The sequence below is a fragment of the Clostridium aestuarii genome, assembly GCF_026735135.1.
GTDB classification, from domain to species: Bacteria; Bacillota; Clostridia; order Clostridiales; family Clostridiaceae; genus Clostridium_H; species Clostridium_H aestuarii.
The window spans coordinates 121,724-133,735 of record NZ_JAPQER010000003.1; the positions used below are offsets into that span (position 1 = coordinate 121,724).

The 12,012-nt window shown below is 27.6% G+C and carries 12 protein-coding genes; 10 read left to right on the plus strand and 2 right to left on the minus strand.

The window, feature by feature from the left end; all coding sequences use genetic code 11:
• Window positions 1-86 precede the first annotated feature (86 nt).
• Together OW763_RS08890 and perR are read right to left on the minus strand one after the other, a co-directional pair.
• Complete coding sequence (locus tag OW763_RS08890) at window positions 87-1,043, minus strand: FG-GAP repeat domain-containing protein (RefSeq protein WP_268040753.1); 957 nt, start codon at window positions 1,041-1,043, stop codon at window positions 87-89.
• Window positions 1,044-1,122: 79 nt separating this feature from the next.
• Window positions 1,123-1,536 carry a transcriptional regulator PerR gene (perR, locus tag OW763_RS08895; RefSeq protein ID WP_268040754.1) on the minus strand — a complete coding sequence of 138 codons (414 nt, stop codon included), beginning with the start codon at window positions 1,534-1,536 and terminating at the stop codon, window positions 1,123-1,125.
• Window positions 1,537-1,699: 163 nt separating this feature from the next.
• On the opposite strand from perR, the gene OW763_RS08900 reads away from it, so the two are divergent.
• The 10 genes from OW763_RS08900 (at window position 1,700) to hydF (ending at window position 11,939) form a co-directional block, all read left to right on the plus strand.
• A complete protein-coding gene (locus OW763_RS08900) occupies window positions 1,700-3,076 on the plus strand; it encodes a PhoH family protein (protein ID WP_268040755.1) in 1,377 nt (458 codons plus the stop codon).
• Window positions 3,077-3,224: 148 nt separating this feature from the next.
• Window positions 3,225-4,226 carry a phosphodiester glycosidase family protein gene (locus tag OW763_RS08905; RefSeq protein ID WP_268041075.1) on the plus strand — a complete coding sequence of 334 codons (1,002 nt, stop codon included), beginning with the start codon at window positions 3,225-3,227 and terminating at the stop codon, window positions 4,224-4,226.
• 13 nt (window positions 4,227-4,239) lie between these two features.
• The gene (locus tag OW763_RS08910; protein WP_268040756.1) at window positions 4,240-5,310 is read left to right on the plus strand and encodes a hypothetical protein; all 1,071 of its coding nucleotides are present in this window, start codon (window positions 4,240-4,242) and stop codon (window positions 5,308-5,310) included.
• 85 nt (window positions 5,311-5,395) lie between these two features.
• The gene (locus tag OW763_RS08915) at window positions 5,396-6,034 is read left to right on the plus strand and encodes a site-2 protease family protein (RefSeq protein ID WP_268040757.1); all 639 of its coding nucleotides are present in this window, start codon (window positions 5,396-5,398) and stop codon (window positions 6,032-6,034) included.
• Window positions 6,035-6,160: 126 nt separating this feature from the next.
• Window positions 6,161-6,805 carry a tRNA (guanosine(46)-N7)-methyltransferase TrmB gene (trmB, locus tag OW763_RS08920; protein ID WP_268040758.1) on the plus strand — a complete coding sequence of 215 codons (645 nt, stop codon included), beginning with the start codon at window positions 6,161-6,163 and terminating at the stop codon, window positions 6,803-6,805.
• Between the two features lie 261 nt (window positions 6,806-7,066).
• The gene (locus OW763_RS08925; RefSeq protein ID WP_268040759.1) at window positions 7,067-7,321 is read left to right on the plus strand and encodes a DUF3892 domain-containing protein; all 255 of its coding nucleotides are present in this window, start codon (window positions 7,067-7,069) and stop codon (window positions 7,319-7,321) included.
• A 318-nt stretch (window positions 7,322-7,639) separates the two neighbouring features.
• A complete protein-coding gene (locus OW763_RS08930; protein WP_268040760.1) occupies window positions 7,640-9,385 on the plus strand; it encodes a sensor domain-containing diguanylate cyclase in 1,746 nt (581 codons plus the stop codon).
• 63 nt (window positions 9,386-9,448) lie between these two features.
• Window positions 9,449-9,700 carry a TM1266 family iron-only hydrogenase system putative regulator gene (locus OW763_RS08935; RefSeq protein ID WP_268040761.1) on the plus strand — a complete coding sequence of 84 codons (252 nt, stop codon included), beginning with the start codon at window positions 9,449-9,451 and terminating at the stop codon, window positions 9,698-9,700.
• A gap of 3 nt (window positions 9,701-9,703) precedes the next feature.
• The gene (gene hydE / locus OW763_RS08940; RefSeq protein WP_268040762.1) at window positions 9,704-10,750 is read left to right on the plus strand and encodes a [FeFe] hydrogenase H-cluster radical SAM maturase HydE; all 1,047 of its coding nucleotides are present in this window, start codon (window positions 9,704-9,706) and stop codon (window positions 10,748-10,750) included.
• A gap of 1 nt (window position 10,751) precedes the next feature.
• A complete protein-coding gene (hydF, locus tag OW763_RS08945) occupies window positions 10,752-11,939 on the plus strand; it encodes a [FeFe] hydrogenase H-cluster maturation GTPase HydF (RefSeq protein WP_268040763.1) in 1,188 nt (395 codons plus the stop codon).
• Window positions 11,940-12,012 lie beyond the last annotated feature (73 nt).

A 12,012-nucleotide genomic window follows, 5' to 3' on the forward strand; every position in this document is an offset into this window, starting at 1 on the left:
TGATTTAGGACCGCGAATAGCGGTCCGTTTTTATTGTTAAAAAAATTTTCTAAATAAGTGACTATATTATTTTTGAATTATATTATTTATTTTATCAAAGAAATCGAATTAATTTTAAAATGAAATTTTTCTTTTGAATTATTAAATGCTTTTAAATTAAGTTTTAAAGTATAATTTTTAACTGTATTTTGTGGTTGCTTTGAAATACCTCTAAAATTAAGAATCCATTCAACTTGCGAAGGAGTTCCATTTTTATATGATTTGGTATCCATAAAGGTAGCATCTTGAAAAATATATGTGCTATCAGTATTAGCTAATGCTTCTATTAGAGCTAGTGAATTAGAGGATATATGAGGAACAAAAAGATTTTCTGAAGTAGGCTTATAATCTTTAGAGAGTGTAGTTATAAGATTTATGAAAAACATAATTGTATCTTTTCCCATGAATATATTAGAAGTTTGCTCACTGTATTGTTCTAATTTATTCTGAAGAAAAATATATCTACAAAATTCCAAATTACCATTTGAAATTTTACCAGAAATAATTTTAGGAGTAGCATTATTGGTGCAATCTACAAAACCTAAGATATTATTATAACTGCAAAAAATATCTTTAAAAGTATTATTATTGTATACAAACATATGTTGAATAGGTTTATTTTTATAAGATGACTGAATAAATATTTCTGGAACTTTATCACGAGATATATCTATCAATTTAACTCTCATAGTCCAATAAGGATAAAAATTACCAACTATAGGCAATTTTTTACTAGGTTCAAGGTAAATACTATCTTTTTCAGTATTTACTTGTAAATGATATTTATCTTTGTTCGTTGTTATATAAAGGATATCCTCTTTCCCATCTCCTGTAAAATCAGCTTTATAGGATTTGTTATTTAAATTAACTGTAAAAGTAGAAGAAACTATGTTGTTTTTAGATGAAATATAAAATATAAAAAATATTAATACTAGTGTAATTAAACCAGCATAATATAGATGTTTCCTTTTAAAAAATAAAACATTGAATCTCAAAATACTCACCTCCGCTTATTAATATGTATGAAAAGGCTTATAAAAATATTTATAAAAATATATAAAAAAGAAGAATAGGTTAAAAAACCTATTCTTTCTTACACTTGTTGCATATTCCATAAAAATATATTTTATGGGATAATACCTTATAATCTGTATAACTTTTAACTTTTTCATTCAAATTTTCAAAAGAAATTTCTTCTATATCGTCAACTCTACCACAAGATATACATTGAATGTGTGGATGGGTTAAGATATTTGCATCATATCTAAAATTACCTTCACCAACATTTAATTCTTGAACTAAATTTACTGATAATAGAGTTTTTAAGGCTTTGTATACTGTCGCTAAACTCATTGTTGGATAATCAGAATGAAGTGCTTTATAAATAATTTCAGCTGAGGGATGTTCTTTAGTAGAACATAGATATTTATAAACTGCTATTCGTTGAGGGGTTAATTTTAACTTCTTCTCCTTGAAGATAGTTTTTATATTATCCATTAGGCACCACCTTGTTTAAAAGATTATAAATATTATATAATAAAAATTATTAATAGTCAATAATTAGCATATGCCGATTTGAAAGTTTATTATTTTTTACTTCTTTTAATACACATATAATATTCACAGCATAATATAATGTATAGAGAGGGGGAATTATATTTTGAAAAAAACATATGTCTTAGATACTAATGTAATTTTATATTCTCCACGTTCTATACTATGTTTTGATGATGGAAATGTAGTTATACCAGAAGTAGTATTAGAAGAATTGGATACATTTAAAAAAAATAAAGGTGAATTAGGGGCTAATGCTAGACTTGCTGCTCGTCTTATGGATGATTTAAGAAAAAAAGGAAAACTTAATAAAGGAGTACAACTTCAAAATGGCAGTATGCTTAGAGTAGAAATGAATCATTATGACACAGAAATACCGCCATATTGGGATAAAACTAAGCCTGATAACAGAATAATTCAAGTGTGTAAAGCATTAAAAGCGCGAGGCGAAGATGTATATTTAATTACAAAAGATATCTTTGAAAGAATCAAGGCTGACACCATGGATATAAAGGTCGATGACTACTATGAAAAGGTTGTTCCAGAATATGATGATCAATATACAGGAAGAGCAGATGTATACACATTTTCAGAAAAAATAGATGAATTTTATAAAAATAAATCCATAGATATTAATGAAGTGAATATATATAATCAAGATACTCAAGAATATTCAAATCCAAAGTTATATACAAATCAATTTCTTATAATCCATTCCTCAGATAATCCGAGAAAAACTGCTTTGGGAAGAGTTGATGGTGAAAAAATAGTTTCACTTTTATATAAAGATATGATACCTCTTGGAATTTCTCCAAGAAATGTAGGACAAAGATTTATTATGGAATCGTTGTTTACAAGTGCATCAAAGGCACCACTTGCTATTATAAAAGGACCAGCAGGTACTGCAAAAACATTATATTCTTTAGCTGTGGGACTTCATAAAATTTTAGAAGAAGGCAGTAGTGAATATAGAAGAATTTTAGTGTGCAGACCTAATGTGTGTATGGATGAAGAAATAGGATATTTACCAGGTACTGAACAAGAAAAAATAGCTCCTTATATGAGACCTATTTTTGATAATTTAGAAATATTAATTGATTCTGATGAAAAGGAAAGATATAAAAACGAAAAGGAACTTAATGACAAAATAAGAGAATTGTTTGATAGAAGAATTATTACTACAGAAGCAGTAGGATTTTTAAGAGGAAGATCCATTGTGAAAAATTGGGTTATAATTGATGAGGCACAAAATTTATCGCCAAAACAAGTAAAAGCAATTATAACAAGAGTAGGTGAAGGAACTAAATTGGTATTAGTCGGTGACCCAGAACAAATAGATCAGCCTTTCTTGGATTATAGATCTAATGGATTATGCTATGCCTCTGAAAGGATGAAGGGAAGTAAGCTGTGCTATCAAGTAACACTTAAATATGATGAATGTGAAAGATCTGCTCTTGCATATGATGCGTCTAAGAGACTTTAAGAAAAGTGCGTAGCACTTTTCTTAAATTATGAATGTTTTTCATTTTTGCATATAAATTCTATTTAAAAAAAGTTATCTTTGTTGTAAAATATAATTTGGAGTATGTTTTACTATAAAGATAGGTATATAGAAGGATGATAATTATATGATGAAAAAGAAGAAAACAAGAAAAAAGAAGCTTTCTTTTAAAACATTTGTAGCTTTTATAGTATTTGAAATAGTATTTACAGGAATTACAGGACCATTTATGCTTTATTATGGACCTTTCCAAAATGCTAGAGATACTATAGTAGGAGCAGCAATGACAACTATGAGTCACCAATGGATTGCTACTGCATTTTTATCTGATGAACGTATAGCTGAAATTCAAAATAAAAATAAAGTAGATACTGTTATTCAAGAAGGTACTGAAGAGGTAGTGAAAATTAATAAAAAGAATGATAACAGCATTGAGAGATTTGACATAGAAGGTAGAAAATTTAAAGGCTATATGTTAATAATACATGATCCTACTAGAGTGAAGGTAGGATATAGTAATAAGCTAGGAGTAAGAGGAGAAACTACAAGTCAAATAGCTAAGCGAAATAATGCTGTTGCAGCTGTGAATGGAGGAGCCTTTACAGATAGATCTCCTAGTGGAAAGATATGGGCAGGAAATGGTGGTTATGCACAAGGCATAATAATATCAAATGGTAAAGTTATTCATAATGATTATAAGAATGAAAATAAAAAACATGAAGTAAGAGCAATTACTAAGGATGGAATTTTATTAGTAGGATATCATAGTGTAAAGGAATTAAAAGAAAAAAATGTTATGGAAGCAATTTCTTTTAATCATACAATGATAGTAAATGGAAGAAAACTTATTAGAAGCGGAGATGGCGGTGGTGGAGTATCTGCAAGAACTGCTATTGGTCAAAAAAAAGATGGTAGTATAATACTTCTAGTTATTGATGGTAGACAAGCTAGTAGTATAGGTGCAACATATAGAGAGGTACAAGACATAATGTATGAATATGGTGCATATAATGCTGCTAATTTAGATGGTGGATCATCATCTACTATGTATTATGAAGGTAAGGTTATTAATAATCCATGTGATGCATTAGGAGAAAGATCAATACCTACAACCATATATGTTGAACCTTAAAGGAGAGAAACAAATGAGAGTTTTGAAAAGAATAGTAATATGGATATTTATATCGTTAATTATGCAAGTATCTGTTTTAACTTATGTTGATAAGTATCTGTTTGCTGCAGAAGATGTAACTGCTATAGTTTCTAAGAAGGTTACTGAAAAAAATAAAGAAGAAGATAGTAATGTAATGATATTTGTTCCTGAAGATGTTGAACACACAGCATTATCCTTTGATGGTGGATACATTTCATATTATAAAGATGATATGTTAAAAGTAGTAGATACTAATACAGGAGAAGAGAGAAGTATCGAGCTTGAGGACAAGCTAAAAGTATCTTATTATAAATGGGCACCAGATAGAGATATAATGCTTATGGCAGTAAAAAAAGAATATAATAGTAGTGCAAAATACGTATTTTATTCTTATGATGCAGAAAGAAATAAAAATACTAAGCTTCAAACAAAGGAAGGTAATGAAACTTCAATACGTACAGAAAAGAAATCAGAAGTTGATGATATAGAATTAACACCTTTTACGAATATGATTTATGTTAAGGTTTCTTTGAAAGGTGGAAGAAGTGGTATATATAGTATTAATGTTATGAAGCGAATAAATAAGGTTGATTCGAAGGCTTATTTTATAGATGATATGGTAATATTACCTAATGATGATAGAATTGCTTATGGGTCATATGCTAGAAATGAAATATACATAACACGTAAAAATAAACCTATTACAATAGATGGAGTTAATCATTTAAGTCTTATATCAGCAGATGGAGAAGATAGGATTTATTTAGGAGAGCTTGAAGATGACAAGGTAAATAAGGTTGCCAAAATAAAAAGTATATACTATGGTAAAGCAGAACAAGATACAGCTGAATGGGAAAAAATACATTTATCTGAACCGATAAATAAAAAAGATATTTGTATATCTACAGAAGGAAAAATTTATGTTAATGATAATTTGAAAGGCATTGTAACAGAAGTTAATTCTAAAAAGGAAACAGAGTATAAAGGATTATTTATGCAAATGTATGATGGGGGTATAGCATCTGTTAGCAATGGAAAACTTGTAAAAACAACACTAAAATAAAAGTTTACACGATTTTATCGTGCAAACTTTTTTAATGTATTACAGTTTGGTATAATGTAGATATTAATTATTTAGGAGGAAGACAATGTTTAGAAATTTCGATATATTACAGACTATTTTTGTTATTCCAGGAATATTGATGGGATTTACTTTCCATGAATATGCCCATGCATGGGTGGCAGATAGACTGGGAGATAAAACTCCTAAGTTTCAAGGGAGGCTTACTTTAAACCCAATTACACATATAGATCCAATAGGTTTTTTGATGATTTTATTTGTGGGATTTGGATGGGCAAAGCCCGTACAAACTAATCCAAGTGCTTTTAAAAATTATTATAAAGATGATTTGAAAGTATCTATTGTAGGAGTAGTAGGAAATTTATTTGTTGCATTAGTATTTTCTATTATATTTGCAATAATTATTAAATATCCAATTGTAAATGGTAGTTTATCTTATATATTAAAACAAATATGTTTACAAGCTATTTATATAAATTGTTTATTGGTTGTGTTTAATTTAATACCACTTCCAGGATTAGATGGGTTTCATGTACTCAGAGACTTATTTCCTAAATTTTTTTATAATATTGCAGGAACTATTTATAGATATCAAATGTTAATATTGCTTATATTTATAATGAGTCCTGTTGCAAAGTGGGTTATTTATCCACCAACTAATTTACTTTTTGAATTTTTCTACAAGATAATAGCGTTAATAGTATAGGAATACTTATTACGATATAGCTGTAAGGGTTAGAGATTAGTTGAAATTATTCAGAAATTAGTGATGGATGGGATAAAAATGATGATTAAAGATAGTTAAAATGGTTACTACCAAGGAGGAGAATAAATGAGATTAAGAAAAAAATGGTGGGCAAGACCAGAGTTAGAGGCAAGTCCAGTATTTAAATCATTAGATGAATCAAAAGAACTAAAAGGAAAATGGAATGAGGAATTCAAAAATAATAATGATATATATTTAGAACTAGGATGTGGAAGAGGAGGATTTGCTGCACAGGTAGCACAAAGATATCCTGATAAGAACTTAGTATCAATTGATCTTAAGGATGAGATACTAGTTTTTGCACTTAGAAAATTAAATGAAGTGGAAGTTGAGAATGCAAGACTTATTGCTATGAATATAACAGGTATTTGTGAGATTTTTGACAAAAATGAAATAAGTAGAATATTTATAAATTTTTGTAATCCTTGGCCAAAAGATAGACATAAAAAAAGAAGACTTACTCATACTAAATTTTTAACAGAGTATAAAAAGTTCATAAAGCATGGAACTGAAATCCATTTTAAAACAGATGATTTAGAATTATTTGAAGAATCTTTTGAGTATTTTGAAGAAAGTGGATTTGAAATTCTGTATAAAACTTATGATTTACATAATAGTGATAATGCGGAAGAAAATATGATGACAGAATATGAAAGCAAATTTAAAGAAAACGGAATACAAAGTAAATTTTTAATTGCAAAACTTAAATAATGATACATAAAAAGTCATCAATAAATTTTACTCGGTTTGTAAGATTTATTGGTGACTTTTTAATTTAAAGAGTTTGTTAATAATATAACACATACTGCTGCTAAAATATAAAATATTGTTAAAAATGTAACGAAAATCAATGAAAGTGTTATGATATATAAATGTTTTGAAAAATAAAACAGCATATATTAAAAATATTACTAAAAACAGTGTCATATATATCATGTGGATGCATATTATATAGTAGTGGAGGTGTTAAGAATGATGTATGGAAATTTAGAACTTGAACATGTTATAACTGATGTTGAAGAAAATTATAAAGGAAAAATTATAGGATATAAGTTAGAAGATGGAACAGTAATATCAAAATATGAAGCTATTCAACTTTCTAAACAAGGAGCTATAGCTGGTGTTACTTTAGAAATGTTAGAAAAAAGAGCAGGCGATTTACAAAGCTTATCGACAGAGGATATTAATGTGAATTTATGGAATTTAGATGTGTTAGAGCAAGGTTAATATTTTGTAGCAATTATTATAAATAAATATTAATTTTTTGATTATATAATAATATTAAAGTTAAAAAGAGGTTATTACCTAAAGAGTTTAGTAATAGCCTATTTTGTTTTGCTATATATCAAATATATATCAAATATATATGATAAAAAGTAATAAACAGTGTAAAAACCAATGCTGCTAATTAGATGGCATTGGCTTTTTATATGCAATAATATATAATAAAATCATGTTGTGATTACAGTATAATATAGGCTCTAGTGGTGAATTTGTTATAATTAAGTGGCTATATATTTTCAAATAGAGGAGAGGGTGGGGGGAATGAAAAGGAATTTGAAACAATTTTTAATTGGTGCAATAGTTCTTTTTATTATTTTTTATGCAGTATATATTCTAGTGAATTTTAAAAGTTTAGGAAAAAATAATATAAAAGCAGTAAATGGAATAGTTGATTTAAAAAAATGGGTTTTTAATAAAGATGGAAGAGTAAATCTAAATGGGCAGTGGGAGATATATTATCAAGAATTTTTAGAACCATCAGAAATAAAAAACAGAAATCCAAAATCATATTTTATTATACCAGGAAAATTAAAGGAACAATTAAATGGAGAAACTAAGGGGTACATGACACTACATTTAAAAGTACTGGTTCCACAAAACAAACAAGTTTATGGATTAAAAATAGATAGCATGTTAACTTCATCAAAGATTTGGATAAATGGAATTTATCAAGGTGGACATGGTAAAATTGGAAGAAATATAAAAGAAGAGAAAGCTATATTCTTACCGAGTTATTCTTATTTTACAGCAGAAGATGGCATTATCGATATTGTTATTCAAACTTCTAATTATAGAAGTGTTAATCCAATTATTAGAGCAATAAAATTTGGAACAAAAAATCAGATTATGAAACAAGGTTTTATAAGTTTAGCAATAGATTTATTTATTGCTGGAAACTTGTTTATAATGATATTATATCATTTTGTATTATATATTCTACGTAGAAAGAAAAAATCTTTTTTATATTTTGCATTATTATGTCTATTAATCGAATTAAGGTGTCTCATTTTAAATGAACGTATTTTGGTACAAGCTTATCCTAATATGCCTTATGAAGTATTAAGTAAAATAGCAGCAATTACATATTACTTATGGGTCCCTGTGTTTATATTATTTCTAAAAGAAAATTTTAAAAATATATCTTTAAAAATAGTAAATGTTGCGTTGGCATTTGGAAGTGTATTTACAATTATTTGCTTAACAACTAGTGGAGAATTTTATGACCGTCTAGGAATTTTAGGACAAATAATTTTACTTGGGATAGTAATATATTTATTGAAATTTTTAATATCAGAGGTGAAGAATGGCAATATTGATGCTAAGATATCGTTAGCTGCATTTTTGATTTTATGTATTACAGGAATTAATGATATTATGTTAAACAATGGTACAGTTAGTACTATATATGTGTATCAAATAGGAATGTTTATATTTGTGTTTTTAGAAGCATATATGTTGGCTTTAGATTTTTCTAATGGTTTCGATTGTTTAGAAAGATTATCAGAAGAAAATCGAAAAATATATGAAAAATCTATTCGAGATAGTTTAACTCAATTATATAATCATAGTCATATTGAAGAAATATTAAAAACCTATATTGAAAATTATAAGGAAAATGGAACAATATTTTCAGTATTAATGATGGATATTGATCATTTTAAAATGATTAACGATACTTATGGACATCCAGTTGGAGATAAAGTTTTGATTGGAATTAGTAAATCGCTTAAAGAAATAACAAGAGGAGATGGTTATGTTGGAAGATATGGAGGTGAAGAATTTTTGATTGTGATTCCTAATACACAAAAGACAGTAGCTAAAAATATTGCTACAAGAATAAATGAAAATATACAATCTATTGTATGGAAATATGATAAATTAAAAGTAACTGTTAGTATAGGAGTATATGAAAATAGAAAATATAGTAAAGAAGAATGTATGGAAATTACAGATGGCTTGCTGTATTTGGCTAAAAGAAATGGAAGAAATCGTATAGAATTCCAATAGAAAATATAGATTATTTCTAAAGCTAAGATGATATATTTTTAGTTTTATTAGGAGGAGAAGTATATGAAAAAAATTGCTGTAATTAGTGCCATTTTAGAAGAACCTAAAAAATGTCAGAAGGAATTCAATGATATAGTAACTGGTTTTAAAGGGATTATTAGAGGAAGAATGGGAATACCTTTTGAAGAAGAAGGAATATCAGTAATTGCAATTACTGTTATTGGTGATTTAAATGAAATAAATAGTCTTACGGGTAAGTTAGGTAACATTGAACATGTTTTAGTAAAAACATCTATATCAAAGAAAGAGATTTAGAATATGAGAAGAATAATTGATAAATTATATAAGGAAAATTATTTAGATAAAAATGAACTGTTAGATTTAATTAATAACATAACAGACAAGGATAAAGCTTATTTAATAAGTAGGGCTCACGAAACAACAATGAAAGTTTATGATAATAAAATTTATCTAAGAGGGTTAATAGAATTTACTAATTATTGTAAGAATAATTGCGTTTACTGTGGTATTAGGGCAGCTAACAAAAAAGCTGATAGATATAGACTATCTCTAGAAGAAATTTTAGATGTTTGCACACAAGGAGATAGATTGGAATATAAAACCTTTGTACTTCAAGGTGGAGAAGATGATTTTTATACAGATGATAAAATTGTAGAAATAATTAAGGAAATTAAAAGAAAATTTCCAGAACATGCAGTTACCCTTTCTATAGGAGAAAAATCTTATAATTCTTATAAAAAGTACTATGATGCTGGAGCAGATAGATATCTTTTAAGACATGAAACAGCATCAAAAGAATTGTATAATAAGCTTCACCCAAAGATGAGTTTTGAAAACAGAATAGAATGTTTGTGGAACTTAAAAAAAATAGGGTATCAAGTGGGAGCTGGCTTTATGATTGGAGTACCAGGGCAGACTAATGAAGATTACGTTAAGGATTTACATTTCTTAAAAGAACTTGAGCCTCATATGGTAGGGATAGGACCTTTCATCTCTCATAAAGACACACCTTTAGCAAATGAACAAAATGGTACAGTTGAGAAAACTATAGTTTTGTTGGCTCTTATTAGATTATTTTTACCAGATGTGTTACTTCCTGCAACTACAGCTTTAGGTACTATAGATCCACTAGGAAGAGAAAAAGGGTTAAAAGCTGGTGCGAATGTTGTTATGCCTAATTTATCGCCAATGAAGGTGAGAGAAAAATATTCATTGTATGATGGAAAAATATGCACAGGGGATGAAGCAGCGGAGTGTAGAAAATGTATAGAAGGAAGAATTAATAGAGCAGGTTTTTCACTGGAAATGTCAAGAGGGGATAATATAAAGTGGAGGAGAAAGTAAAATGAATAATACACCTAATGGAAACAGAAAACATATAGCTATTTATGGAAAAAGAAATGTGGGAAAGTCTTCTTTACTAAATGCTATTATTGGACAAGAAATATCTTTGGTATCTTCTGTAAAAGGAACTACAACAGATCCTGTAAATAAAGCTATGGAACTTATCCCATTGGGGCCAGTAGTTTTTATAGATACAGCAGGACTGGATGATACAGGAGAATTAGGTGAACTTAGGGTCAAAAGAAGTCTTAAAATACTTCAAAGAACAGATTTTGCAATTTATGTTATGGATATAAACGATATAGATGAAAAAGCTTATAAAAATACTATAAAAAATTTCAAAAAATATAATATACCTTATATGACAGTCATAAATAAGATAGATACTGTTTTAGAAGAAAAACTAGAAGAAATAAAGAATAAATTTAAGGATATTATTTTTGTATCAGCAAGTAAAGAAGAGAACATTTTATTTTTAAAAGATGAACTTATTAGAAGAATTCAAGAAGATGATAAAGAAATACCTATTGTTGGAGATTTGATTCCTTATAATGGTAAGGTTGTCTTAGTAGTACCAATAGATTCTGAAGCTCCAAAAGGAAGAATAATACTTCCACAGGTACAATTAATTAGAGATTGTTTAGACCATGGAATAAAAAGCTATGTAGTAAGGGATACAGAATTAGAATCAGCACTTGAAGATATTAAGGATGTGGATTTAGTAGTAACAGACTCACAAGCTTTTAAGAGAGTAAGTAAAATTGTTCCACAAAATATAAAGTTAACTAGTTTTTCTATGTTGTTGGCTAGAAATAAGGGAGATTTAAATATATTTGTAGATGGAATTTCTAAAATAAAAGAATTAGATGAGAATTCAAGAATATTGATATCTGAAAGTTGTACTCATAACCATTCTCATGAGGATATAGGAAGAGTAAAAATTCCAAGAATGTTAAGAAAACATACAGGTAAGGATTTGAATTTTGAATTTAAAATGGGGCATGATTTTGCAGAAAATCTAGGTGAGTATGATCTTGTTATACATTGTGCTTCGTGTATGTTAAATAGAAAGACAATGCTTACAAGAATTGATATGTGTAGAGAAAAAAATGTTAATATAACAAATTATGGCGTTTTACTAGCTTATTTAACGGGAATTCTTAATAGAACCTTAGAAATATTTAAATAAGTTAATCTGATTCAAACACTCCTTTGGGGGTGTTTTTGATTTTTTTATGTGTATTTTGATTTGTTATTTTCTT

What these genes read in the sequence shown, in the direction of transcription:
- hydF (WP_268040763.1), top strand. Translation starts at nt 10,752, where the DNA reads ATGAATAATACACCTAATGGAAACAGAAAACATATAGCTATTTATGGA.
- trmB (WP_268040758.1), top strand. Translation starts at nt 6,161, where the DNA reads ATGAGATTAAGAAAAAAATGGTGGGCAAGACCAGAGTTAGAGGCAAGT.
- OW763_RS08905 (WP_268041075.1), top strand. Translation starts at nt 3,225, where the DNA reads ATGAAAAAGAAGAAAACAAGAAAAAAGAAGCTTTCTTTTAAAACATTT.
- OW763_RS08930 (WP_268040760.1), top strand. Translation starts at nt 7,640, where the DNA reads ATGAAAAGGAATTTGAAACAATTTTTAATTGGTGCAATAGTTCTTTTT.
- hydE (WP_268040762.1), top strand. Translation starts at nt 9,704, where the DNA reads ATGAGAAGAATAATTGATAAATTATATAAGGAAAATTATTTAGATAAA.
- OW763_RS08935 (WP_268040761.1), top strand. Translation starts at nt 9,449, where the DNA reads ATGAAAAAAATTGCTGTAATTAGTGCCATTTTAGAAGAACCTAAAAAA.
- perR (WP_268040754.1), bottom strand. Translation starts at nt 1,536, where the DNA reads ATGGATAATATAAAAACTATCTTCAAGGAGAAGAAGTTAAAATTAACC.
- OW763_RS08915 (WP_268040757.1), top strand. Translation starts at nt 5,396, where the DNA reads ATGTTTAGAAATTTCGATATATTACAGACTATTTTTGTTATTCCAGGA.
- OW763_RS08910 (WP_268040756.1), top strand. Translation starts at nt 4,240, where the DNA reads ATGAGAGTTTTGAAAAGAATAGTAATATGGATATTTATATCGTTAATT.
- OW763_RS08925 (WP_268040759.1), top strand. Translation starts at nt 7,067, where the DNA reads ATGATGTATGGAAATTTAGAACTTGAACATGTTATAACTGATGTTGAA.